Origin of the sequence: Collinsella aerofaciens, assembly GCF_027679495.1 — a bacterium.
GTDB lineage: Bacteria > Actinomycetota > Coriobacteriia > Coriobacteriales > Coriobacteriaceae > Collinsella > Collinsella aerofaciens_AK.
This window is the reverse complement of the sequence record NZ_JAQEKC010000007.1, coordinates 26272-49960: the sequence shown is the minus strand read 5'-3', so window position 1 is coordinate 49960 and position 23689 is coordinate 26272. Positions and strand designations below refer to the sequence as shown.

20 protein-coding genes are annotated in these 23689 nt (G+C 59.9%); 6 read left to right on the top strand and 14 right to left on the bottom strand.

What is annotated here, in order from left to right; genetic code table 11:
* Nucleotides 1-98 precede the first annotated feature (98 nt).
* Nucleotides 99-506, top strand: a complete 408-nt coding sequence (locus PGW49_RS03970; RefSeq protein WP_055310227.1) for a GtrA family protein — start codon at nt 99-101, stop codon at nt 504-506.
* Nucleotides 507-664: 158 nt separating this feature from the next.
* Here the strand turns inward: PGW49_RS03970 and PGW49_RS03965 are convergent, their stop codons facing one another.
* The 7 genes from PGW49_RS03965 to PGW49_RS03935 all read right to left on the bottom strand — a co-directional run bounded on the left by PGW49_RS03965 (nt 665) and on the right by PGW49_RS03935 (nt 11278).
* Nucleotides 665-1555, bottom strand: a complete 891-nt coding sequence (locus PGW49_RS03965; protein ID WP_270225613.1) for a DUF4430 domain-containing protein — start codon at nt 1553-1555, stop codon at nt 665-667.
* A gap of 9 nt (nt 1556-1564) precedes the next feature.
* The gene (locus PGW49_RS03960) at nt 1565-5359 is read right to left on the bottom strand and encodes a DUF4430 domain-containing protein (RefSeq protein ID WP_270225612.1); all 3795 of its coding nucleotides are present in this window, start codon (nt 5357-5359) and stop codon (nt 1565-1567) included.
* Between the two features lie 467 nt (nt 5360-5826).
* On the bottom strand, nt 5827-7590 hold the full coding sequence (locus PGW49_RS03955; protein ID WP_270225611.1) for an ABC1 kinase family protein: 1764 nt from the start codon (nt 7588-7590) through the stop codon (nt 5827-5829).
* A gap of 8 nt (nt 7591-7598) precedes the next feature.
* Nucleotides 7599-8015: a hypothetical protein gene (locus PGW49_RS03950; RefSeq protein ID WP_270225610.1), complete on the bottom strand. Its 417-nt coding sequence runs from the start codon at nt 8013-8015 to the stop codon at nt 7599-7601.
* Between the two features lie 148 nt (nt 8016-8163).
* A complete protein-coding gene (locus tag PGW49_RS03945; protein ID WP_270225609.1) occupies nt 8164-9687 on the bottom strand; it encodes a C69 family dipeptidase in 1524 nt (507 codons plus the stop codon).
* Between the two features lie 101 nt (nt 9688-9788).
* The gene (locus PGW49_RS03940) at nt 9789-10643 is read right to left on the bottom strand and encodes a bifunctional 5,10-methylenetetrahydrofolate dehydrogenase/5,10-methenyltetrahydrofolate cyclohydrolase (protein ID WP_270225608.1); all 855 of its coding nucleotides are present in this window, start codon (nt 10641-10643) and stop codon (nt 9789-9791) included.
* A 2-nt stretch (nt 10644-10645) separates the two neighbouring features.
* Nucleotides 10646-11278 (bottom strand): cyclodeaminase/cyclohydrolase family protein, encoded by a 633-nt coding sequence (locus PGW49_RS03935; RefSeq protein WP_270225607.1) that lies wholly within the window; start codon nt 11276-11278, stop codon nt 10646-10648.
* Nucleotides 11279-11738: 460 nt separating this feature from the next.
* On the opposite strand from PGW49_RS03935, the gene PGW49_RS03930 reads away from it, so the two are divergent.
* On the top strand, nt 11739-12332 hold the full coding sequence (locus tag PGW49_RS03930) for a hypothetical protein (protein WP_225093755.1): 594 nt from the start codon (nt 11739-11741) through the stop codon (nt 12330-12332).
* 94 nt (nt 12333-12426) lie between these two features.
* Here the strand turns inward: PGW49_RS03930 and PGW49_RS03925 are convergent, their stop codons facing one another.
* Complete coding sequence (locus tag PGW49_RS03925) at nt 12427-12696, bottom strand: hypothetical protein (RefSeq protein ID WP_270225606.1); 270 nt, start codon at nt 12694-12696, stop codon at nt 12427-12429.
* Between the two features lie 167 nt (nt 12697-12863).
* Here PGW49_RS03925 and PGW49_RS03920 point away from each other — a divergent pair, with 167 nt between their 5' ends.
* From PGW49_RS03920 to PGW49_RS03910, 3 genes are all read left to right on the top strand, one after another.
* Nucleotides 12864-13913: a PDDEXK nuclease domain-containing protein gene (locus tag PGW49_RS03920; RefSeq protein ID WP_270225605.1), complete on the top strand. Its 1050-nt coding sequence runs from the start codon at nt 12864-12866 to the stop codon at nt 13911-13913.
* A 63-nt stretch (nt 13914-13976) separates the two neighbouring features.
* On the top strand, nt 13977-14765 hold the full coding sequence (locus PGW49_RS03915; RefSeq protein WP_270225604.1) for an ADP-ribosylglycohydrolase family protein: 789 nt from the start codon (nt 13977-13979) through the stop codon (nt 14763-14765).
* Between the two features lie 71 nt (nt 14766-14836).
* The gene (locus tag PGW49_RS03910; protein ID WP_270225603.1) at nt 14837-15022 is read left to right on the top strand and encodes a hypothetical protein; all 186 of its coding nucleotides are present in this window, start codon (nt 14837-14839) and stop codon (nt 15020-15022) included.
* Between the two features lie 504 nt (nt 15023-15526).
* Here the strand turns inward: PGW49_RS03910 and PGW49_RS03905 are convergent.
* On the bottom strand, nt 15527-16864 hold the full coding sequence (locus PGW49_RS03905; RefSeq protein ID WP_270225602.1) for a TFIIB-type zinc ribbon-containing protein: 1338 nt from the start codon (nt 16862-16864) through the stop codon (nt 15527-15529).
* Nucleotides 16865-17082: 218 nt separating this feature from the next.
* Here PGW49_RS03905 and PGW49_RS03900 point away from each other — a divergent pair, with 218 nt between their 5' ends.
* On the top strand, nt 17083-18264 hold the full coding sequence (locus PGW49_RS03900; protein WP_270225601.1) for a cation diffusion facilitator family transporter: 1182 nt from the start codon (nt 17083-17085) through the stop codon (nt 18262-18264).
* A gap of 12 nt (nt 18265-18276) precedes the next feature.
* Here PGW49_RS03900 and PGW49_RS03895 read toward each other — a convergent pair whose 3' ends face one another.
* The 5 genes from PGW49_RS03895 to ruvC form a co-directional block, all read right to left on the bottom strand.
* Nucleotides 18277-19266 (bottom strand): hypothetical protein, encoded by a 990-nt coding sequence (locus tag PGW49_RS03895; protein ID WP_270225600.1) that lies wholly within the window; start codon nt 19264-19266, stop codon nt 18277-18279.
* A gap of 179 nt (nt 19267-19445) precedes the next feature.
* Nucleotides 19446-21113 (bottom strand): formate--tetrahydrofolate ligase, encoded by a 1668-nt coding sequence (locus tag PGW49_RS03890; RefSeq protein ID WP_270225599.1) that lies wholly within the window; start codon nt 21111-21113, stop codon nt 19446-19448.
* A gap of 144 nt (nt 21114-21257) precedes the next feature.
* The gene (gene ruvB, locus PGW49_RS03885; protein ID WP_270225598.1) at nt 21258-22325 is read right to left on the bottom strand and encodes a Holliday junction branch migration DNA helicase RuvB; all 1068 of its coding nucleotides are present in this window, start codon (nt 22323-22325) and stop codon (nt 21258-21260) included.
* On the bottom strand, nt 22325-22945 hold the full coding sequence (gene ruvA / locus PGW49_RS03880; RefSeq protein WP_225093764.1) for a Holliday junction branch migration protein RuvA: 621 nt from the start codon (nt 22943-22945) through the stop codon (nt 22325-22327). The genes ruvB and ruvA overlap by 1 nt, the downstream gene beginning before the upstream one ends.
* Entirely contained in the window at nt 22945-23466 is a 522-nt protein-coding gene (gene ruvC / locus PGW49_RS03875; protein ID WP_117639774.1) for a crossover junction endodeoxyribonuclease RuvC, read from the bottom strand. Before ruvC ends, ruvA begins: the two co-directional genes overlap by 1 nt.
* Between the last annotated feature and the right edge of the window lie 223 nt (nt 23467-23689).

Below are 23689 nucleotides of genomic sequence, written 5' to 3'. Positions count from 1 at the left end.
GACGAGTTCGTATAGTTCTTGGCAAAGACCTTACGTTTCCTTTGCAAAAGATCTAAAGTATCCCCTGCTCGATTCATCAACGCATTGGATGTGATTACGTGCGCAAGGCGCTGGCACAACCTCATACCAAGCAGTTCCTCAAGTTTGCCGTCGTGGGTCTTATCTCCTTTGGCATCGACTGGGGCATGCTCATTGCGCTCGTCGAGCTGTTCCACCTCGACTTTTTGATGAGCACCACGGTTTCGTTTATCACGTCCGTCGTGGTCAACTACTGGCTCAGCATGAAGTACGTGTTCGACCACCGCGAGGGCATGAGCCGCAAGCGCGAGTTCACGATCTTCACCATCCTGTCGGTGATCGGCCTGGGCCTCAACGACCTGTACATGTTTGTGGGCGTCACGTTTTTGAGCATCGGTTACCAGGCCATGAAGGCCATCGCCACGTTCCTCGTCACCTGGTACAACTACTTCAGCCGCCGCTTTTTCCTCGAGGGCGCGCAGTCGTAGTTTGTTCGACATTTGCTTGAAGGTATAACCGGTTGGAATTCTCGTTCCAACCGGTTTTTTATTTGTCGAGAGACCCGGCGACCCAGTCCCATTCGCACGAAAACGGGCGGCCCGGATGTTTGTCCGAACCGCCCGTTTGGTACGATATGCCGAGGTCCCTAGCCTGTAACGTAATACCAGACCACGTTGTCGCCATTGGAGAGAACGTAGTTACTGCAGGCCGTCATGGGCGTTCTGCCGTTGACGGAATACATCCAGCCGCTCGTGCCGCCGTACTGTTTCTCGGCCAAACCACCAATCGCAGAAACATACGTGCCGTACGATGAGCCGTGTGCGTTGACAGAAAGGCCCAGCGCGCACAGGGCATCGTAGACGGTAGCACCTTCGTTAAAGGTAAAGGTGCCACCAGAGGACACAGGATTGCCCACAGCGCTCGATGTGACCGAAACCGTCACCGTAACGTAGTTGGACTCCTGTGAGCCGCTCTGGCCGCCCGAGGAGGCGTTTCCACCATTAGAGGATGAGGCTCCATTAGACGACTGGCCACCGCCCGAAGAAGCACCGCCAGACACATTGGAAGTATCACCGGCTCCCGTATTTTGGGCAGCAGATTTATCGCCAGACTTCTTGCCGTCCTGGTCCTCAGACTTCTTGCTATCCGAGCTTTTATCCGATTCCTTGTGCGAAGACTCGGAATCGTCCTTGGACTTGGACTCATCTTTTGCGTCATTCGATGACTTGGAATCCTTGGAACTGGCCTCGCCCGAAGCGGCAGACGAGCCAGACGCCTTGGTGTCCTTGGTGACGACGCTCTCCCCCGTCACGGTCTGAATGATCCAGTCAATGGACCAGGCGCCACTCTCGGAGGGATGGACAAAGCCCAGCGAGACGACGATCAGAATGGTGCACGCGGCAGTCAGAACGCCAAGGAGCGCCTTCCGTCGAGGGGCGGACGCCGCCGAAACGGCGCCCTGTTGCTTTGCATCGTCGAACTGAATGAACGAGGAATCTGGTTGCTTGGGGTCAGCGTCCTTGGACTTATTGGACACAGCCCTCACCTACCGACGTTTGGTGAACACGAACATGCCGACGATGGCGAGTCCGATGACGCCGGCGGCAACGCCAACAATGGCGAGCGGATTGGTGCTAGTCTCCTGCTCGGAAGCACTAGAGGACTTCTTAGCAGTGGTCGTAGAAGCAGCACCCGTATCGGACTTGGAATCGGACTTCTTGTCGGACTTCTTGTCGGACTTGCTGTCCTTCTTGTCAGACTTCTTCTCGTCCTTCCTATCGGACTTATCGGAGTCCTTCTTGTCGGACTTGTTGTCCTTGGTCTCGGTCTTGGTCGACACCGTCGTCTTGGTCGTCGGCTTATGACCCGGGGCGACAGCGCCGCCAGCCTGCTGGCCCTTCGTGCCGGAGCCGGAACCCGTGCCAGCGCCCGTGCCAGCACCGGAACCGTTACCAGCGCCACCATTGCCGCCATTGGAACCAGAACCGCCAATGCCGCCAGGGTTAACGGCGTTCTTGGTCCACTTGGCATACAACGTCAGATCGGCCGTCACCGGCGTACCGAAGTCATACGCCTGCGTGCAAGCCTCATCGGTATACCAACCGCCGAAAGTGTAGCCATCGCGCGTCGGATCGGCCGGCTTGACCAGCTTGCCATCTGCCGTAGCAACAAACTTAGTGTCACAAGCAGACCCACCGTTGGAATTAAAGGCAACCGTCCACGACTCAACGGCACCAAGCTTGAACAGCGTGCCCGAGTCATTGATGTAGTACAGGTTGCCAGATGCATCGGCAATGACCGGAGAGTCGCAGTACTGGTAATGGCCAGCCGCATCATAAATCTGCGTCGCCTCTGCATCGCCGAGCGTATAGCGATACACGCCACCACCAGCAGAGTAGTTGACGTAATCCTTGCTATCCGCGCTGTTAACGGTGAAATACACATAGGTCTTGCCGCCCTGAACACTCACCAGCGGAGTAGCAGCAATACCGTTGAAACCAGCCGGCAGCGCCTTGCCGTCGGCAGCAGTGACCATCGTGGTTTTGCCAGTCTTCAGGTTATAGAGAACCAGAGCAGAGCCAGTAGCCGTCTGTCCGCCGACAATCAGATTGTCACCAGACACCGCCGGGGCGCTCATGTTATTTGTGAGGCCCAGATCAACCGTCTTCTGCTCGCTCAGCACGCCCTTCGCCGAAAGCGAAATCGCATGGAGCTTTCCGTCGTGCGTCATCTGATAGAAGGTCGAACCATTGGTCGGATCGGCAATGCAATCGGCATTTGCGACAGCGCCGAGCTTCATGGTCGAAACGACATCGCCCGTCGTCTTATCAATGCACTTAAGCGTACCCGCGCTCGTAGGAACGATGGCATACTTATCCGTCAAAGCCGCACCAGTCCAGTAATAGCCCTCGGCAGGGTCGATGTTCTGCCAAGAAACTTCGCCCGTGGCAATCTTAATGCGCGCAAAGGAGCCGTTGCCGTAGGTCGCGTTGTAATTCTCGTCATACGAAATATCGACCGAGCCTACATAGACGTACTCGCCGTCCGAAACGACGGTGCAGGAGCTCTGCGTCAAGTCCGTCAAACCAGGCGTCAGCCACTTGCAGATCAGTTTGTCCGCAGTAATCGCCTGGACCGCACCGCCGTTGAGCGGAACGATGAGAAGGCCATTGGTATAGATTGGACGAGAGGTATAGCTCACCTTAGAGGCAAGCGGCGCAGAGGCAACCTTTTTGCCCGTGGACGAATCGATCTTAATGAGCTCGTTCTCGGTCGCGATGTAGACAAAGCCGTTAGCGATGACAGGTTCGCTGCAGTTGGCATACTGCTGACCAGACTCGGCCTTCCAATCGAAGGCCCACTTAAGACCGGCGGCCTGCGCAGGCGTCTTGGCATCCGTTACGGTCGAACCGTTGCCACTGTTGCCGTAGCCGGCCCACTCGGCATCCCAATCAGGAGTCGTCGCACCCGGGTCCACGACAATCTTGTCGGGATCGGGCATGGCCGAATCGTCGGTGGTATAGGCAAGCGTAACCTTATCGCCGCTCTTGAGCGTAATCTGATTGGCGCAGAGTAAGGAGGACTCTCCGTTGATATACAGATGCCAATATTTATTGGTCGCAGCATCCCAACCATACGACTTGTGATCAAACGGCGAAGTAATGGAATTCAGGAACCAGTACTCACCACTCTGGGAGCCGTTGTACGTAACGCCCTTGGCCTTCAGGACCGTCTCAATAAGGTTCTGGGCAGTAGAGCCTTCAGGCAAAGAAACACTGCTTGCCGAGCCCCAGCGAGTATTGTTGCCGTTGACATCGGGACCGATAACATCGACAGACCCAAGCACCTGGCCAGGAAGGGCATCGGCGTCAGCACCATACATAAAGGTGATGGCATCGCCCTCATGGAGCTCGTAGGCACCGGCGCCAACGTCGGCGAACTTGCCATTTACGTAGAAGCGCCAATAGCTACTGGTCGCAGCATCCCAGCCATAGGACTTACCATCGAACGGCGAATAAATGCCGTTGAGGAACCAGCCCCAAGACGATTCGCTAGCATCGAGCTTAAGGCCGGTCTGCTCAAGGAGATCCTTAGCAGTGGAGCCTGCCTTGAGACTCGTCTGGCCCGTCGAAGCCCAAACCTGCTGCTTGCCGTCCTTGTCCTTACCGAGAACCTGAACAGAAGCATGGACAGAATCGGAGGGCAGCTGGTCGCCCCAGCCACCGTAGAACCACGTAACGGTATCGCCGGCATGGATGGTGACATTGTCCGCCGTATAGTCACTCGACTTGCCGTTGATGAACAGTTGCCAATAGGTCGAATAATCTTGGGGCGTACCCAGCTCAACACCGTTGTACTTAAGGCTCAGAATGAAGGAGCCCGCAGCAACGGCGTCAATATCATTCGCCTCGAGCGCGGCCTTCGTAAGGTCAAGCGCGCTCGAACCGGACGTCACCACATACTGCGCGTTATCGACCCAAGTCTGAGTCTTGCCCTGGGCATCGCGACCAATGACGGTCACATTTGCGGCAACCTGGTCCTTAACGACAGGGGACGCGCTACCAGCCGTATAGGCAAACTCAATCTTCTGCCCTTGGGTGAGCTTGACGCTGCTCGCGCCAACCGAGGAAGACGCGCCGTCGACGAACAGCTGCCAGTAGGCATAAGTCGCCGGATCGAAGGCAAGCGTACGGCCATCGCTCGGGGATGTGATGCTTTTGAGGTAGAAACCGTATGCCGTGTTCGGATCGTAATCCGCCTTGAAGCCCGTCTTCTGCTGCAGCTTAACGAAGGCATCCGCAGCCGTCGCGCCCTCGTCGAGCTTGAGTTGCGTAGGTGCCACCCAGGTCTGAGCCTTGCCGTCGGCATCGGTGCCGATAATCGAGAACGAGACCTCGACTTGCTTCTTGGCGACATCGCCGGTTTCTGTCGGGTTCTCTGTCTGGACGGCAGCCGCGGCGGCAGATCCTGCTTGGCCAGCGGATGCCGTCGAAGACTGCTCGCTCGTGGCAGGGCTCTCCCCTGTCGCCGAGCCTTCGTCGCCAGTTGCCGCCTCAGTTGTGGCGGCACTAGTTGTAGACGCGCTCCCAGAATCCGAAAACTCGGCGCCGCTCTGCTCAGCGGCACCGCCCGCAAGCGCTGCGTCCTCGCCCGGCGTCGCAGCCTGAGCCACAGCCTCGGCAATGCCCTCGGCGCCCTCGGCCCACAGCTGAGCCGGTGTGGTGCCAAGGGCCATCGCGAAGGCCAGGAATGCCACCAGGCCGCGCTTGGCTACGCCGCGCGCAATTGCGCCACGGCGATGCAGCGAGGCGCGCTCGCGCTCGTCCTCAAACATATCCATTTGTCCCCCATTGTCTGTACTTGGAGCATTGCCCAGCGGCTGCCCCACGTCATCGCGCATGTTACGCTCGAGTTCCCCCATCGGGGTCCCCCTTCCCTCCAGAGCCCTATGCACACCGGCGGCATACGCCGCAGCCGCATGCAAGATGGGAGGCGATCCGACTTAACCTTACCGACCCGGGCGCGCCGTCCGATCTGCAACGCGACCATCCCGGGCCAAGAGGAATTACGGTTACTGGTACAGCCGGGGACTTGCACCCCGATTCTCCCAAACGCGCAGGAAAACCGCGCATTCGTGCGTCTCCGCACCACCATCTAGGCCATCGATTATTACTGTCATTATGGTATCACGCAAAAGGGTCCCGCACGCAGGCGAAGCCCAAGGTAAAAGCTATGGTTTGCGATAGACTAGGGCATGGATGGATCGCTGAGCAAAATGATCCGTTTTACTCCGTCCCCCAGGGGTCATTACCGCTTGCCGCCGTGGCTGTTGCGCCAGATCTCGCGGCCCAGCATCAGCGCCAGCACCAGCGCGCTCACGTAGCCCATAAAGCCAATCACCGGGATACCAAACACAACCGGCTCGATGCGCGCGTAGTACACCACCGACGAACCGATAAACAGGCCGGCAATCACAATTGCCATCGACATGCGGTCGATAATTCCACCCAGCTGTCGCAGCGCCTTATCGCTGCTCATGATCTGCGTGTTTACCTTAAGTTGACCGCGCGTGAGCATACGCGACGCCAAGCCCAGATACTCGGCCGCCTCGAGCGAGCCTTTTGCCGCGCGATAGCTGCTCGCGGCAAGATCGCGCCCCATTTCGCGGACGCGCGCATAGGCGCTCTTCTCGTTTTTGATGTGCGCTTGGATGATCTGGATCATGTTGACGTTGGGCATGTACTCGGTCAGCAGACCCTCGAGCGTCACCATGCCGCGGGCGAACATCGTCACCACGCTCGGCAGCTCAACGTCGTTTTTGCGCGCCAGGTTTAGCAACGAGGTCAAAAACTCGCCGATATCAAGATCCTTAAGGTCGAGGCCCGCAAAGTCGGCAACGATAAAGTCCAAATCGGACAAAAAGGCCGAATGATCGAGCTCGGCCGAATCACCGCGCGTCACGGCAAAACGCATGAGCGAATCCTTGAGCTTGGGCACATCGCCCTCGGCCACGGCGAAAATCATATCCTTGACGATACCGCGGTCGTGGCTCGACATGCGCCCGACCATGCCCAGGTCAATAAAGTAGACAATGCCGTCTTTGAGGATGATGTTTCCCGCATGCGGGTCGGCATGGAAAAAGCCGTCGTCGAGCACCTGCGTCGAATAGTCCTCGACGATCGCCGAGCCGATCTTTTCCAGGTCATAGCCCTCGGCCACCAGGCGCTCGGGATCGGCAATGGAGATGCCGTCGATGTAGTCCATGACCACGACATGTTCGGTGCAAAGGTCCAGGTAGGATTTGGGACACGAAACGCCGTGCACGCTTTTGTGGAAGTCATAGAAATCGTTGAGGTTTTTGGCCTCGGCCAAAAAGTTGGTCTCCTCGCGAAATGAGGTCCACAGCTCTTCGACCACACCGTGCAGGTCAACAAACTGATCGGTGTTGACGAACTTGGAAACGATGCGCACCACCGAACGGATGATGTCGATGTCCTGCGCCATGACCTGTTGCGCGCCGGGGCGCTGCACCTTAACGGCTACGTCCTCGCCGGTCACCAGACGGGCGCGGTGCACCTGCGCGAGCGACGCGCTTCCGAGCGGGTTGGGGTCGATCGCGTCGAACATCTGCCCCAGGCGCTGGCCGTATTCCTCTTCCAGACAGCGGAGCACTACCTCATATGGCACCGGCTCTACGTCGGAGCGCAGGCGACGGAGCTCGTCGCAAAACCGCTGCGGCAAAATCTCGGAGCGGTTAGCCAGAATCTGCCCCATCTTGACGAACATGGGACCGAGCTCTTCGAGCAGACGACGCAGACGCACCGGCGTGAGGTTATCCCATACGCGGTACTTTTTGATCAGGCGAACGATCTGCCCAATGCGCTCACGACGACCTGCCGGTGTGAGCTGATACTCCTCGTCCGGCGCCATCGCGTCGGGCTCCTCGGGGACCATATCGACAGCGCGTGGCTTCTTACGAGCACCCGAGACGGCGGCCTCAACCTCATCGACAACCGCCGTCTCGTCACCCAAGGGATCTAGATTGTTGTAATCGGTGGTGGAATCTGCCATCTGCGCTGCTACTCGGCCTCTTCGGTGTCCTCTGCATCGTCGGGCTCAACGGACTCGACGGGCACCGAAGTCACGTTGTCCTCGACCGAGTCGACGATGTCGCGCACATGGGCCAGGAAGGCCGTGCGCTCGAGGGCGGTCATAACCCGGACGCGAGCCAGGATGAGCTCGTCGAGCACGCGCTGCGCCGCAGTCTCGCCCTGCATGCCCAGGCGCTCGGTCAGGTCGGAAATGGTGCCGCCGGCCTGCTCGAACATATCGGACACGCTGCGGGCGATATCGGGGGTGCCGGCGTCCTTGCGGACCTGCTCGCCCTTAGTATTGAGGTCGTCAAGGACCTTCTTGCCGCCCTCAACGGCAACGGCAGCGGCGCCGAAGCCCACGTTGATGGCACCGTTAACAAGCTGATCGAATTTCATAACCATGGTTGGCTCCAATCATGAACAACTGCATTGGCGTTCTTGTACCCAAGATTGGGTGAACGACACAAAATCGTTTTATCGCCAAGATAGAAATCGAGCGGGGCGAAGCCTTTGACGGCGTTTGTCCCGCTCGTTCGCCGCAAGGCCGTCTTTACCTTACGTTGTCATTCATCGCGAAGGAGTTCTTCATGGCACAGCTCGTGGTGTAGAGCACCTTGCCCAACAGGGCATCGGTCTCCACGCGCACGAGCTCGGCAAAGGCCTCGTTGGCGCGGGCGAGCTCGGCGGGCGCCTCGGCCTCGGGCAGCGCGGCCACGGCGGCATCGACGTCGTGGATCTGCTTGTGGCCCATGCCGCCAACTTTCTCCTGATAATCCTCGACCGCGCGACCGCACTCATGGAAGCGAACATCGGCCAAGGCACCGATCAGGCGATTTGCCCAATAGAAATTCTCGGACGTCACGCGAGCCTGCGTGTCGGCATAGTACTCGGGCATGGTCTCGACATTGGCGTACAGCGGCACGAGCGCGTTAAACGAGTTGGAGCCAAACGCCATCCACTGCACGGCGCGATACGCCGGCTGCGCATAGGGGCGCAGCTGCAGCACGGCAAGCTGGCTGTTGCGGTTGATGCCGATGGGACGATAGGCGCCGCGCGTGGCGGGCGTGCCCTTGCTGCCGTAGCAGTCGTACTCTGTGCCCTGGTAGTGGCTCGAAAGCACGTACTTGATGTCCTCGATGGTCACCTTGCGCTCGGGCACGCGGCTCCAGGGGATGTCGTCGCTCTCGGGCGTGTAGTCGGCGTCGGGACCGTCCCACACATCGCTGGGGTTGAGGCAGCGCTGCATGTACCAGGCGCGCGGCGTGTTGTAGACGTGGTCGCTGTCGCTGTGCGAGCCAAAGGCCTCGCGCGGGTTAAAGACCGCAGCGGGACCATCGCCCTTAACGCCCAGCGTCAGATCCAGATGCCACTCGGCCATCCAGGAGCGCAGGTCGGCGGAGCACATGTGGTCGACCTGGGCGCCCTCGGCGTCGTCCAGGTCAAAGCTATCGATACCCAGCTGGTTGGGCATGGTCACGTAGGCATCATCGGGCACGCGCTTGGCGATCCAGTGGTGGCCGCCGATGGTCTCGAGCCACCAGATCTCGTCAACATCACTAAAGGCGATGCCGTTGTTCTCGTAGGTGCCGTAGCGCTCGAGCAGGTCGCCCAGGATGCGCACACCGTCGCGGGCGGACTTGGCGTACGGCAGCACCAGGGTCACCATATCCTCCTCGCCCAAACCACCGGGCTGCGCCGGAACATAGCCGTCCTCGCCCTCGTTGCCCTTGGCGGGCACGTAGTCCACGAGCGGATCGGCGCCGCGGACGCGCTCGTTGGTGGTGAGCGTCTCGGTTGCGGACATGCCAACATTGAGCTCGTTGAAGCCGGCCTCGGCCCAAATGCCATGGCCTGGGACAACGTCAGGGACGCTTGTGTAGCGCATGGGATTATCGGGCAGCTCAACGGTCAGGTGGCTCAGAACGATCGTGTAGACACGCGGCTGCTCGTCGGGGTGCACCACGCGCATGCGCTTGGGCTCAAACACCCCGTTGGACGAGTCCTCGTTGCGGGCGACAAGCGTCGACCCGTCGTAGCTCGCGTTCTTACCAACCAAAATCGTTGTGCACGGCATGCGCATCCTCCTTGAGCGAAGAAATCAAACGGCAACAGTGTATCGCTTCGGCGCAAAAAGGGCGAAACAGCCGCCCCGGCAACCCCTGTGGTCAAAAACGACTATTTCGATGCGCGCTCCGCCGCCTCGATCACGTGCTTGGCGAGAATCGCGGTGGTCACAGCCCCCACGCCGCCCGGCACCGGAGTAATTGCGCCAACGATCGGTTGCGCAGCATCAAAATCGACATCACCGACCAGCTTGCCAGCGGCCTCGTCCCAGTTAATGCCCACATCGATGATCGTCTGGCCCTCGCGAACCGCATCCGCGCCAATCGTGCGTGCGCGTCCAACGGCCGCAACCACAATATCAGCCGCACGGCACTCGGCAGCCAAGTCGCGCGTATGCGTATGGCACATCGTCACCGTGGCATTGCGAGCCGTAAGCATGGCGGCAACGGGACGGCCAATCACGAGCGACCGACCGACGACCGCGACCTTGGCCCCATCCAGCTCAACGCTGTAATGGTCCAGCAGCGCCAACACGGCTTCTGCCGTGCAAGGAGCAAAGCCCTCGCCTCGCCCCGAAAGCGTGGTGAGCAGCGAGGCCGGCGTCATGGAGTCAACATCCTTGGCGGGCTCGAGTGCCGCGGCAACTGCATCCTCGTCAAGCCCAGCGGGCAACGGACGAAACATCAGGCAGCCGTGAACAGCGGGGTCGGCATCGATGTCCTTAATAGCCGCCAACAGCTCGTCCTGTGAAACATCGGCGGGAAGCAAAACGCGGCGAGCCTCAATGCCAATCTTCTCGCAGCGCTTGAGGGCGCCGCGCTCGTAGGACAGGTCGTCCTCGCGCTCGCCCACACGAACGATGGCCAGTGTCGGCACGATGCCCTGTTCGCGCAGGGCGGCGCAACGAGCGGCAAGTTCCTCGGTCAAAGCGCGGGCAACGGGAGCACCCTTGAGCAGTTCGGCCATGGCTATCCCCTCTTCCTTGCGGCGTCAGCAGCACGGCGCGCCAGTGCATCGGCGCGCGGCAGCCACGTATCTAGTAGTTCATCGCACGCCGCCTCGAGTTCCTCGGCGCGCGCCCGGTCTTTCATAGATGTGGTGTTGGCAAAGAGCGTCAGGCTCGCGCCTTGCATGGCGGCGCGGCAGAACACGGCGCCGCATGCCACGTCGGACAGCAACTGGCGCGAACCCTTGTCGGCCATGTCCTCGAGCAGCGCCAGCGCGCGGGCGCAGGCATCCATGATCCGATACGGTGGCATGGCCGCCACGCGCAACGCGTCCTGAATCGCCACGGGTCGAGCCGGGTCATCACAAGGAATACCGTATGCCGCAGACACCTGGCCGTACGCGCGCACATCCTCGGCAACCAGACCCACTAGTTCCTGCGCCAGCTCATCAGCCTGGGCAAACGCGCGCGTCAGGTCATCCGCACGATCAGCAAGCGCGGGATTGGTCGCACCGTAGCGGGCAACCATTCCACACAGCGAGGCGCCCAGCGCGCCCACAAAGGCGCTCGCGCTGCCACCGCCAGGAACCGGCTCGCGCGCGGCCAGCGCCTCGGCAAACCCGCGACAGGTCTTGTCCATCATCTCTTGGCTCATACGCATGCACCTTCAAGTCATATAGATCGGTCGGGCGGCAACCGCCGGCCAACCGCATCAAACACGTAATGATGCTAAGTCTAGCCCATAAGCACATTAGCGTCAGTACACCTGGCCATCGCGGATTTCTATGGCACACGATAGGCCATGCCAACGCAAACATGGGACACATGGCCCACCTTTCGGGACTTCCGGACGTCACAAACTGGGGCATATCTATAAACAAGGAATCTGTTGGGGCAACGCCCACGTACGCGCGCCCCATTAAAACAACGGGCACCCAACCCCGGGGAGGGCCGACAACATCGGCCCTCCCCTCTTTTGCGCCCGAACATATTGCCACTTAACGGCGCAAATCCGGCCCTCAGAATGGGACACATGGCCCACCCTAGCGAGCCGTCAACGCGTACAGTAAAAGCAGGTAATCCATGGGCGGTTACAGATCGAGGAGGACACGACCATGAAAAAGAAGGCCTTTGCGATTCTCACCCTCTGCATCAGTCTCTTTGCCGCGGTTGCCCTGGTGGGCTGTGGCGGAAGCGGCGGCGCTACCGGCAGTGGCGGTGGCGGCGGAGCAGAAAAGCCAGCCGTGGATATGAGGACCGACTTCATTTGGTTTAAGGTCGAGGTCCCCGAGGGCGTTGAGATCACCGATGTTGCCGGCGACACGGCCGACAGGGCCCAGTTTAAGTTCACCGAGAGCGAGCACGCCAGCGACCGCTTCATCCCCGTCTTCGATCCTGACAAGAACGCCGACGAGCTGTTCGACTACGAGGCAAAGTGGAATGCCAGCTTTGAGTGGACCGAGAATGACCCCGTCAAGTACAACGGCAAGACTTGGCGCAACGCTTCCTATACACACTCGGGCGGCGTGACGACTGAGTACTTCACCGAAGCAGGCGGCGGCAGCGTCTACGTGCGCATCGACAATGTCGAGGAGCACAAGGATGCCGTCGAAACCATGATGAAGTCTCTGGAATTTGCCGATGACATCGCCGAGGCAAAAACCGAGGCCATGGACGTTAAGCTCGACGATATCGAGATCAAGCGCTAAAGCTCCAACGGCATGCAGCAGCGCCGTTTTAGCTCAGCCGGGATGCAAGGTGTGACTCCTTGCATCCCGGCTTTTTGTGTTCGAAAGCGCCCGGTCACATCACCATATTGAGCACGTTGACGAATTCCTGAGCCCGGGAGCGGCTGCTCAGGCAAAAGACACAGGCAGTCAACAACCTGTTGCGCAGAAAAACATTGCGGCCCTTGATCCTGTTAACGCCCGTGATGTCCTTAAGGTAGACAATCTCGATATGCTTGCCGCCGAAAGTGCCCTTCTTGAACACCTCGATGCGGTTGGGGTAGATCCTGACGTCTTTAAACCCGCCCGAACCTTTGTCCTGGAACAGCAAGGTGTTGTTGTCCATGCGCGTCACCCCCATGGGGTTCATTAAAACTGTCTCTATGGCCACATTTTAACCACCTCAAGGCCCCATGCGAAGATGTCAGACAGCACAGCAATTCGTGTCCGCGCGAGGCTTTAAACTAAATGCGATAAAGATGCATTCCACAAGAGGAAAGTGGGGCGACAGTGATGGGCGAACTGGTAAACCGTGGAGAATCGGCAATCGTGCCCGAAGGTTTTTACAAGCAGGTTTCCTCGATTCTCAACGCCGCTCGCGACAAGGCCTATACCGCCGTTAACTTTGCGATGGTTGAGGCATATTGGGAAATCGGCAAGAGTATTGTTGATGAACAGGGTGGAGAGGAGCGCGCAGCATATGGAGAGGCATTGATTGCGGGCCTCTCCAGAAGGCTTACAGCGGATTTCGGAAGAGGCTTTGGCATCGCAAACCTTCGCAATATGCGTCAGTTCTTTCTTGCGTTTCCAATTCGCGACGCACTGCGTAGCGAATTGAGCTGGACTCATTACCGCAGGCTGATGCGCATTCCCGACCCCGAAGCTCGCGCCTGGTACATGAACGAATGCGCTGACTCTCGCTGGAGCACGCGTCAGCTCGAGCGCCAGATCAACACCATGTTCCGCGAGCGCCTGCTTGCCAGCAAGGACAAGGAGGCCGCCGCCCAAGAAATCCAGAAGAGCGCCCCGGCTCGTCGCCCCGAGGATATCATCCGCGACCCATATGTACTGGAGTTTTTAGGTTTCTCGGACGATACTGCGTTTCGCGAGAGCGATCTAGAGCAGGCGCTCATCACACATCTTCAGAAGTTCCTACTGGAGCTTGGCCGTGGCTTCGCTTTCGAGGCGCGCCAAAAGCGCATCACCTTTGATGGGCGCCATTTCTATATTGACCTTGTGTTTTACAACTATCTGATGCGCTGCTTCGTGCTTATCGACCTTAAGACGGACGATCTTACGCACCAGGACTTGGGCCAGATGCAAATGTATGTGAACTACTACACGCGCGAGCTCATGAACGAAGGCGACAATCCGCCCATAGGCATCGTGCTCTGCGCGGACAAAAGCGATTCGATTGTCGAGTACACGCTGCCCGAAGACAACGACCAAGTGTTTGCCGCCAAATACCTGCCGTATCTTCCAAGTAAGGAAGAGCTGGCGCGCGAGCTGAGTGCCGAGTACCGCGCCATCAACGAAGCGACTAATGGCGAAGCACAAGGATAGCAATACGTTGCGACCGACACCACCGATGGCGCTCCACATCACCTGGGATAAGAGGAGCTTTCCATGACAGACAGACCGAAAACAACACTGCGCGACTGCATCTATGGGCTCGCCGTCGGCGACGCACTGGGCGTTCCCTACGAGTTCAGGCCCCGCGGCACGTTCGAATGCACCGACATGATCGGCTACGGCACGCATGGGCAGCCCGCCGGCACCTGGAGCGATGACACGTCCATGACGCTTGCTACCTGCGACTCGATTAGGGAGCTTGGGCACATCGACACCGCGGACATGCGCGACAAGTTCGTAAGTTGGATTGCCCGTGGCGAGTATACGATCGACGGCGTTTTCGATTACGGCGGCACGACCGCCCGCGCTTTGCACACCGGCAAAGGAGGCTCCGGCGAGCGCGACAACGGCAACGGATCGCTCATGCGCATCGCTCCCCTAGCGTTCACCGATGCGACGGACAACGAGATCCGCGAGGTCTCGGCAATCACGCACGCCCACAGAACATCAACCGATGCATGCATCATATTTGTTGAGCTGATGAGGAATGTGATGAACGACGCGCTCCCCTCGTGGGCACTCCATCTGAAAGGCATGCCTGAGCAGGAGATCAAGTCAGGTGGCTTCGTGCGCGACACGCTTAAGGCAGCCACCTGGTGCTTCGTCAACACTAACAGCTACGAAGATTGCGTGCTTGCCGCCGTCAACCTAGGCGACGACACCGATACCACCGCAGCCGTTGCCGGCGCCCTCGCCGGCACGGTATACGGCATCGACGCAATTCCGCAGGAGTGGACCGACGCCTTGCGCGGTAAAGAGCTGATAGAGCAGTGTTTGTTTTAGGGCGCACTTACGATAGAAACTGACCAGGAGGCACCACGGAAAGAAAGATCGCAAATATAGACGAGTTCCAAGTGGACGAAAACGGGATTCCGCTATTTCCAGCAGGACTGAAGGAAGAAGCCAACCTCTATGTTCTCCCCGACGGGCGTTACCTCCCCTGCGGGGTCTACCGAACCGAAGATGGCGGCTCACTCATTTATGAGCCATCCGGGCTCAGCTTCTTCGGGCAGATGCTTGCTCAATTCAAAGAGTGCTAGGGGTTTGATTGCCCGTTAGATCGACACTGTTCCAAACCATGGAATGGGCAGGATGTCTCCCACCGCGGCCTGTGAGGTAAAATCTTGACTGCCGCGGAATCCGCCTGCGGGCAACGCTCCGATCTCCGATTGGGGTGAAGCCTATGAACTTGTTTCTTGAAATCCTGCGCCTCTCGATGTATGTGACCGGCATTGCCCGGAACCTCTACTCGATCTGGCGGGAATATAAGCAGTAACGGATAGCGAAGGGAGTCATAAAAAGGGCCGGTTGCAGCCGGCCCTTTAGACGATAATACCTGCGTTGCCCGCGCTTCCGAAGTGTGACTAGCTGAGGAGCGGGTTCCGCGGCACATCCTGATTTTACCCAGCGAGACGGCTCTTTTGCAGCCGCTCCACCGATTATTTACATCTGGCACCCTCAAACAATCAGACGACAGTCCGCACTCCTGCGAGCTGCCCCGTTCCTCTAGCTATCGGATCGCAGCGCCAACTGACACCACTCCCCTACTTACCAAATAGCGCACCCAGCAGGCCGCGACGTTTGGGCTTTTCTTCTCGGTAGGAACCCTCGGCAACCGCTGCCACCTGACGCGGCTGTTCGCCGTCTCCACGGCGCACGATCTGGTATAGGAAGGGCGATTTAACGTATTTGACCTCGATGGGCGTGGCGTGCACGGTGCTTTCTCTGGACAGATGCAGACTCGGGTTGAGCGGCGCCACCACATGCGTCTCACGCTTGTCGCTAAACACCGCCGCGGCCGCGCGGCCCGTCTGGCCGTTTACGGCAATGCGCACCTGCTCGCCATCGCGGCTGTCCGTCGCCGGGCGATCGACAAAGTAGACCGGCACCATCACCAGGCCGTCCTTATGCTTGCGAGCCTTGCGCGCCCAGGTGCGGATGCTCTTTTTATTGAGCCCCAGCACCGCCTCGGCATCGTTGCCGGCAATGTCGAGCGCCAGCTTATCAATGACCACCTGGTCCTTGGTAGACGCATCGACGGAGACAACGCGGAAGTCGCCTTCCTGCATAGCGGGATCGAACGGCCCAACCTTGGCAAAGTCCCAAGGCTCCAAAATGCCCATAAGGCGAACGTCCAGGTAGTTTGCCCGCGGATACGCCCAGTCGAGCACCTCGTAGTACACCAGGGTCTCCTTGCTCAGCCCCTTGCCCGGGAAGGACGCCATCATGCGCAAATCCGCGAGCGCCATGGGGAAGTAGAAGAGCGACATGTCATTTTGAATCGCGTCTTCCACGTCGTGCCCGGCAAAGGCATCGGGATACTGGCGCACCAGCTGCAGCGCGTTGGCACGTGCCTGCTGCGGCGTTATCTCGCAAGGAATACCCTGCTCAGGCACGTACTCGGCACCAACGCCCATGGTCAGACGCTTGCTAAAGGTACCGGGCTTGAGTAGGTCGGCAACGCCGATCTTATTTCCGCAGGACGGGCACTCAAGCACGCGCTGAGTGGACTCGCCTTCAAAGGACGCTCCACAGAAGGGGCAGGGAATGCTCACGTGCGTGGCTTCTTGGAACTCCTGCGCCGTGCCGCGGTCCTCCCACAGCAGATGCTCCAGAACCGACTGATTGCGCCAGTGTGAATTAAAGAAATACCAGTCCGGGTCCTCCGGGCGCTCGAGCTGCGACACGTGGGTGAGCTTAAGCAGTCCATCGACAACCGTCAGTGGCGTATGGCGAATGCCCAGGGCGCTCTTGGGCTCCCCCGCATCGGCCTGCCACGGAACGACCGTGCCGCAATAGGCGCACTCAAAGCTGCGTTTAGCCTGGTGTGAGTACATAGGGCCGCCGCAGTTTTGGCATTTAATGGCAAACATCTCGTCCATGAATACGTCCTCCTTTGCGCAGGGGCTGTCGACATTAAGTATGTCGGGCAGGCAGGCACATGCCCATACCCATGTGGCCCAAAATGGAGCACCCGGTCGGACAAGAAGGGCCGCTCGTTAGCTCCAGCAGACCATTACTGCATTTTCTGAGCACCGGCGCACGGTGCGCCCATGCGAGCTACACTATCCCCTTAACCATGATTGTGAGGACGATCGCCATGCTATTTGTAAATCGGCTGGTACATACGCTTGTTCCCGGCAGCGAGGGCGAGCCGGTCGATACGACTCGCCGTACCAACGCGGGCTTTGCCGCAAGCCTCATTTGCATTGGCCTCAACATTACCCTGTGCCTGGCCAAGGGCATCGCGGGTCTGCTCGCCGGCTCCGTCTCCCTCATCGCCGACGCTTTCAACAACCTCTCCGATGCCTCGAGCAACATTGTGAGCCTGCTCGGTTTCCGCCTTGCCAGCCGCCCGGCAGACGAAGGCCACCCCTATGGTCACGGCCGCTACGAGTACCTAGCCGGCCTGTTCGTCGCCGTCCTGGTTTGCGCCGTCGGCATCAACCTGATTCTCGAGTCGGTCACCAAGATCATCAAGCCCTCGCCCACCGCTTACACGTTTATTTCCCTTGCGGCACTGGCTACGTCCATGCTCGTTAAGCTCTGGATGGCAGCGTTCAACCGCACGCTGGGCAACCGCATCGATTCCGAGACACTCATCGCCACGGCGCAGGACTCCAAAAACGACGTCATCACCTCGGGCTCGGTCTTAGCGGCGGCGCTTATTTCGCAAGCGACAGGCTTTGACCTCGACGGCTGGGCGGGCCTGGGCGTGGGCATCTTCATTTGCATCAGCGGCATGGGCCTGGTGCGCGACGCCATCAGCCCGTTGCTGGGGCAAGCGCCCGACCCCAAGCTCGTCCAGGCAATCCGCGACAAGATCATGTCCTATCCGCAGGTCCTGGGCACACACGACCTCATGGTGCACGACTACGGCCCCGGCCGTCAGTTTGCCAGCGCACACGTGGAAATGCCCGGCGAGGGCGATGCCTTTGAGCACCACGAGATTCTGGACACCATCGAACACGATATCAAGCATCAGATGGGCATCGGTATCACGCTACACTGCGACCCCATCGCCACCACCGGCGACGACCTGCGCGGCTGGGTCAAGCGCGGCATCATGCAGATCGATCCTGCGCTCTCCATCCACGACCTGCACGAGCACGATGGCTTTGTGTCATTTGACCTTGTGCGTCCCGACGGCTTTGACATATCCGACGAGGAGCTGCTGGGGCTCGTCACGCGCATCGTGCACGAGCGCCGACCCGATGCCTCATGCGTCGTTACGTTTGACTCGGGCTTTAGCTCGCCCGACCGTCCGGCCGAGCAGCTGTAGCCCACTTAACAGCTAGTTTCCCTGCGCGCCCGAGATGCCGTTTTGTAGGGCGTTCCAGGCATCCGTCGCCATGTCGCCCAAGTTCTGCGCGGTATCGCCCAGATTTTGTGCCGTATCGCCCAGCCCTTGCGCCTTGTCTCCCAACTCCTGCGCCTTGTTGCTCAAGTCCTCCAGCGTATTGGAGCTCGAGCTGTCGGTACCGCTTTGGCCGTCGGACGAGTTGCCCGAACTGTTCTTGTGCGTGAGTTGAATTTCGAGGTTGCCGTTGTCGTTATAGTAGGCAGAAGTAACGACCCAGTTGGCATCGACGACGGGCGTTGAGCCATCATCAGTCAGGACCACGGCATTCGAAAGATCGGCGCCGCGCGACTTGAGGATCTTCTTGGCGTTGGACCAGTACTGCCCCGGGATATCACTCAGATCGACGGTGCTAGACGAGGCGGACTCGGTTTGCTCGGCAGCGGTATCGGCCGTTGAACTCCCTCGCTTGTTGAGCATGCCCGACACGATGGCAAACACAACCGACAGCGCAAAGAAGATCGCCAGCACGATGAGGATCTTCTTAATCACGCTCGACGAACGCGACGGCGTCTCTTCCTCGTCCTCGCCATATTGCGGAATCGACTTGGGGTACTCGCGATACGGCTCGCGCGACTCGTAGCGAGGCTGCGCCGTGCGAGGCATATACGTCGTCTGCTGAGGCTGCGGAATGGGATTCTGCGGCAGGTCATCATAGGGATTCGGCGTCGAGGCGGCATAAGAATCCTGCGGCGCGTAATCAAACGGGTCTGCCGCCGCGTTGCCATAGGGGCTTTGCAAAGATGCAGCGTAAGGGTCCTGCGCCGTGTCGCCATAGCCCATAACCCGGGTGGGCTCGGCAGAAGGCTGCGTCGCGGCGGGGTCGGTATAACCGGGGTTGGGAACAACGCGGGTCGCATCGGCGCTATCGCCAGCCTGCGCGGAACCGTAGCCGCCCATCACGGTTGTCTTGTCCTGATCCATGCAACGATTCCTTTCCGTCGCCTGTAAGCATCAAGTTATCCATGCATTCTACCCGCGCAAAAGCCCATGATGGGCAGAGCCCGTCGGTATCTACAAGACATGCGCGGGCCTAAGGATCAAAAAGCCCCGCCGGGCCTTGTGGGCACGGCGGGGCGGGCTATCAGCTATGGACAGCAGACTTAGAACAGGCCGGTGATGTTGCCGTCGTTGTCGACGTCGATGTTCTCGGCCGCGGGAACCTTGGGCAGACCCGGCATGGTCAGAACGCTGCCGGTCAGCGCGACCACAAAGTGGGCACCGGCGGAAACCTTGAGCTCGCGCACGGTGATGCGGAAGCCCTCGGGAGCGCCCAGCGCCTTGGCGTTGTCGCTAAAGCTGTACTGCGTCTTGGCGACGCACACCGGCAGGTTGCCAAAGCCATTCTCGCGCAGCTCGGCGAGCTGGCGCTTGGCGGCCGGCGTAAAGTCGACACCGTCGGCGCGGTAGACCTTGGTGGCAACGGCCTCGAGGGCATCAGCGACATCAGCGCCGTCCTCATAGGCAAACTTGAGCTCGCTCGGCTGCTCAATCAGACGCATGACCTCATCGGCCAGGTCGAGCGCGCCCTCGCCGCCCTTGGCCCAGACCTCGGAAAGCTTAACGTTGACGCCGAGCTTCTGGCACTCGGACTCGATGAGCGCAAGCTCGGCCTCGGTGTCCGTCGGGAAGCGGTTGATGGCGACCACGCAGGGCAGACCATAAACGTTCTGGATGTTGTCAACATGACGCAGCAGGTTGGGCATGCCGGCCTTGAGGGCCTCGAGGTTCTCCTCGTTGAGGTCGGCCTTGGCAACACCGCCGTTGTACTTCAGCGCACGAGCGGTCGCGACGACTACGACAGCGCTGGGGCGAACGCCCGTCATGCGGCACTTGATGTCGAGGAACTTCTCGGCACCCAGATCGGCACCGAAGCCGGCCTCGGTAATGGCAACATCGCCAAAGCGCATCGCCATACGCGTGGCCATGATGGAGTTGCAGCCGTGGGCAATGTTGGCGAAGGGACCGCCGTGGACAAACGCGGGCGTGCCCTCGAGCGTCTGGACCAGGTTGGGCTTGAGCGCGTCCTTAAGCAGAGCGGCCATAGCGCCCTGAGCCTTAAGGTCGCGGGCGCGGACGGGCTCGCCGGCAAAGCTGTAGCCGACGACGATCTCACCCAAGCGTTCCTTGAGGTCGCTGATGCTCGTAGACAGGCATAGGATTGCCATGACCTCGGAGGCGACAGTGATATCGAAGCCGTCCTCGCGCGGCACGCCCTGGGCCTTACCGCCAATGCCGTCGATAACGTGGCGTAGCTGACGGTCATTCATATCGACGACGCGCTTCCAAGTGATGCGCTTAACGTCAATACCGAGCTGATTGCCCTGCTGGATGTGGTTGTCGAGCATGGCGGCCAGCAGGTTGTTAGCAGCACCGATGGCATGGAAGTCACCGGTAAAGTGCAGGTTGATATCCTCCATGGGGATGACCTGAGCCCAGCCGCCGCCGGCAGCACCGCCCTTAACGCCAAAGACGGGGCCGAGCGAAGGCTCGCGCAGGGCTACGGCGCTCTTGACGCCGCGACGACGCAAGCCATCGGCCAGACCAATGGTCGTGGTGGTCTTGCCCTCGCCCGCAGGCGTTGGGTTGATAGCGGTCACGAGGACGAGCTTGGCCTGGTGATCAGTCGGCTCGTTGAGCAGTGAATAGTCGACCTTAGCCTTGTCGAAGCCATACGGAATAAGGTGCTTAACGTCGACGCCGGCGTTCTTGGCCACCTCGGTAATAGGCAGCGGCGTGACAGAACGTGCGATTTCGATGTCAGTAGGCATGGGCGGTCCTTTCGTTACCGAATGAGAAAAAGACCAATTCAGCATAGCACGGGCGCGCAATAGTAAAACGCCCATAACCGATGAACGGCGATATGTTTACCCGATGCCCAGCGATAGCCCAACAGCCCGCCAAAACAAAGCGCCCTAAACGGTAGGTTCAATCCCCAGGTGCTCAAAGGTGCGAAGGGTTGCCTGACGGCCCTGCGGCGTACGAATCATCAACCCGCACTGCAGCAAATAGGGCTCATAGACATCCTCGAGCGTGCCTGGGTCCTCGCCCACCGCGCTGGCAAGGGTCGTAAGTCCCACGGCGCGGCCGGAGAACGTCTTGGCGAGCGTCTCCAAAATGCGAATATCCATCCAGTCCAGACCGAGCTCGTCGATCTCGAAGAACTCGAGCGCCTGGCGGCAGATATCGAGCTCGATGGGGCCGTTGCCGCGCACCTGTGCGTAATCGCGCACGCGCTTGAGAAGGCGGTTGGCAAGACGTGGCGTGCCGCGCGAACGCGAGCCGATCTCGAGTGCACTGGGACGGTCGATCGTCACGCCCAGGATAGTCGCCGAGCGCGTCACAATCTGCGCGAGCTCCTCGACCGTGTAGTAATCCAGGCGATATGAAATGCCAAAGCGGTCGCGCAACGGGCCTGTCAACATGCCTGAGCGGGTCGTTGCCGCTACCAACGTAAACTTGGGAATATCCAGGCGAATCGAGCGCGCCGCCGGACCCTTGCCAATCACGATATCGAGGGCAAAGTCCTCCATCGCGGGGTACAGGACCTCCTCGACCGAACGGTTGAGGCGGTGGATCTCGTCTATAAACAGCACATCACCCGGCTGCAAGTTAGTAAGGATGGCCGCCAGGTCGCCCGTGCGCGCGATGGCAGGGCCACTCGTGGTCTTGATCTGAGCGCCCAGCTCGTTGGCGATAACGGTGGCCAGCGTGGTCTTGCCCAGACCCGGAGGACCCGAGAAAATCACGTGGTCGAGCGTCTCGCCACGGCTCTGCGCCGCTTCGATCAACACGCGCAGGCTCTGCTTGATGTGCTCCTGACCACAGTAATCGTCCAGGCGCTGGGGGCGCAAAGTGCGGTCGACATCGAGGTCCTCGGCCGTCAGCTCCGAGCCCACCATGCGCTCGCCGTGCGCCATGGATGCCGCCGGCGAGTTGCCGGGCGTCGCCCACAGGTCCTGAGAGTCATCGGCTTCCCACATCACGCATCCATTCCGAGTCGCTTAAGCGCCGCGCCGAGCAGATCCTCGACACGCATATCCTGCCCATCATACCCGCTCAGGGCAACCTCGGTCTCCTGAGGGCTAAAGCCCATGGAAAGGAGCGCCGCGCGGGCGTCATCGATCGCCGAGGGAGCGGCGGCGGGAACCGGCATCGCAACCTGACCGGGAATTACGTCGACCGGAACAAAGCCCTTGTCCTTGGCAAAGGTACTCTTGAGCTCCAAGATGAGGCGTTGGGCGGTCTTTTTGCCCACACCGGGCACCTTGGCCATGCCCTTGTCATCCTCGGCCATTACCAGGGAATACAGCTGTCCCACGGTATAGGTGGAAAGCACGGCAAGCGCCAGGCGTGGACCGACGCCCGAGACAGAAACGAGCCGATCGAACATCGTGCGCTCGTCCTTGGAAGCAAAGCCAAAAAGCGTCATGGCGTCCTCGCGCACCTGCATGCGGGTATAGAGGCGAACCTCACCGCCGGGCGTAGGCAGCGTGGCGGCAGTGCTGCCCGAAATACCGAGCTCAAAGCCCACGCCCGACACATCGACGACGGCCGAGCTCATCGTGGCCTCGATAAGCGTTCCATGGAGCTGGGAGATCATCAGTATCCGGTTCCTCTCTGTTGATAGAACTCGCCGCCGGTAAGCGCCCGGGTGCGGCTTAGGTTAACGTGACAGATGGCGCAAGCTAGGGCATCGGCGGCATGGTCTGGGTGAGGGTCGTGATCGAGCTGCGTGAGCGTGCGCACCATGTAGGCAACCTGCCGCTTGTCTGCGGCACCCGTGCCCACCACGGCCTGCTTAATCTGCATGGGCGTGTATTCGCCAATCTCGAGCGCGCATTCCGAAAGCGCCACGAGCGCGGCACCGCGGGCATGCGCCGTGGGGATGGCCGAGCGGACGTTAGCGCCAAAGTAGATGCTCTCGATAGCCGCGGTATCGGGACGGTAGCGTTCGACGACGCCCTTGAGGTCGTGGGCGATATGCGACAGGCGCACCGCGAGCGGGCTGCCCGCGCTGGTCTCGATACAACCGTAGGCACGGCAGCGAACCTCGCCACGTCGCTCCTCGATAATCCCCCAGCCCGTATGGGCCAAACCGGGGTCGATACCCAAAATGACCAAGCCAACCTCCCCTCGCCTTTTTTCCAAGCGCAAGGCAAGGCCCCGCGCATCATTCACGAACGTCTGTTCTAGAATAACACAACGCTAGCCCTATAAGTCAGCCGAGATCGAATTGTAGGTTGAGCATACGCAAGCGAGCGCCCGCCAGAGCGAGCAAGGTGCCTTGAAAGAGGAGGGCATTGACCTGGTGGTCATGCCCGACGATTGAAAGGCAGATTGCCGC

Bases quoted from the DNA above. Each gene is read 5' to 3' on its own strand.
- PGW49_RS03960 (WP_270225612.1), bottom strand. From the start codon at position 5,359: ATGGATATGTTTGAGGACGAGCGCGAGCGCGCCTCGCTGCATCGCCGT.
- PGW49_RS03955 (WP_270225611.1), bottom strand. From the start codon at position 7,590: ATGGCAGATTCCACCACCGATTACAACAATCTAGATCCCTTGGGTGAC.
- PGW49_RS03950 (WP_270225610.1), bottom strand. From the start codon at position 8,015: ATGGTTATGAAATTCGATCAGCTTGTTAACGGTGCCATCAACGTGGGC.
- PGW49_RS03945 (WP_270225609.1), bottom strand. From the start codon at position 9,687: ATGCCGTGCACAACGATTTTGGTTGGTAAGAACGCGAGCTACGACGGG.
- PGW49_RS03940 (WP_270225608.1), bottom strand. From the start codon at position 10,643: ATGGCCGAACTGCTCAAGGGTGCTCCCGTTGCCCGCGCTTTGACCGAG.
- PGW49_RS03935 (WP_270225607.1), bottom strand. From the start codon at position 11,278: ATGAGCCAAGAGATGATGGACAAGACCTGTCGCGGGTTTGCCGAGGCG.
- PGW49_RS03930 (WP_225093755.1), top strand. From the start codon at position 11,739: ATGAAAAAGAAGGCCTTTGCGATTCTCACCCTCTGCATCAGTCTCTTT.
- PGW49_RS03925 (WP_270225606.1), bottom strand. From the start codon at position 12,696: ATGGACAACAACACCTTGCTGTTCCAGGACAAAGGTTCGGGCGGGTTT.
- PGW49_RS03920 (WP_270225605.1), top strand. From the start codon at position 12,864: ATGGGCGAACTGGTAAACCGTGGAGAATCGGCAATCGTGCCCGAAGGT.
- PGW49_RS03915 (WP_270225604.1), top strand. From the start codon at position 13,977: ATGACAGACAGACCGAAAACAACACTGCGCGACTGCATCTATGGGCTC.
- PGW49_RS03905 (WP_270225602.1), bottom strand. From the start codon at position 16,864: ATGGACGAGATGTTTGCCATTAAATGCCAAAACTGCGGCGGCCCTATG.
- PGW49_RS03900 (WP_270225601.1), top strand. From the start codon at position 17,083: ATGCTATTTGTAAATCGGCTGGTACATACGCTTGTTCCCGGCAGCGAG.
- PGW49_RS03895 (WP_270225600.1), bottom strand. From the start codon at position 19,266: ATGGATCAGGACAAGACAACCGTGATGGGCGGCTACGGTTCCGCGCAG.
- PGW49_RS03890 (WP_270225599.1), bottom strand. From the start codon at position 21,113: ATGCCTACTGACATCGAAATCGCACGTTCTGTCACGCCGCTGCCTATT.
- ruvB (WP_270225598.1), bottom strand. From the start codon at position 22,325: ATGTGGGAAGCCGATGACTCTCAGGACCTGTGGGCGACGCCCGGCAAC.
- ruvA (WP_225093764.1), bottom strand. From the start codon at position 22,945: ATGATCTCCCAGCTCCATGGAACGCTTATCGAGGCCACGATGAGCTCG.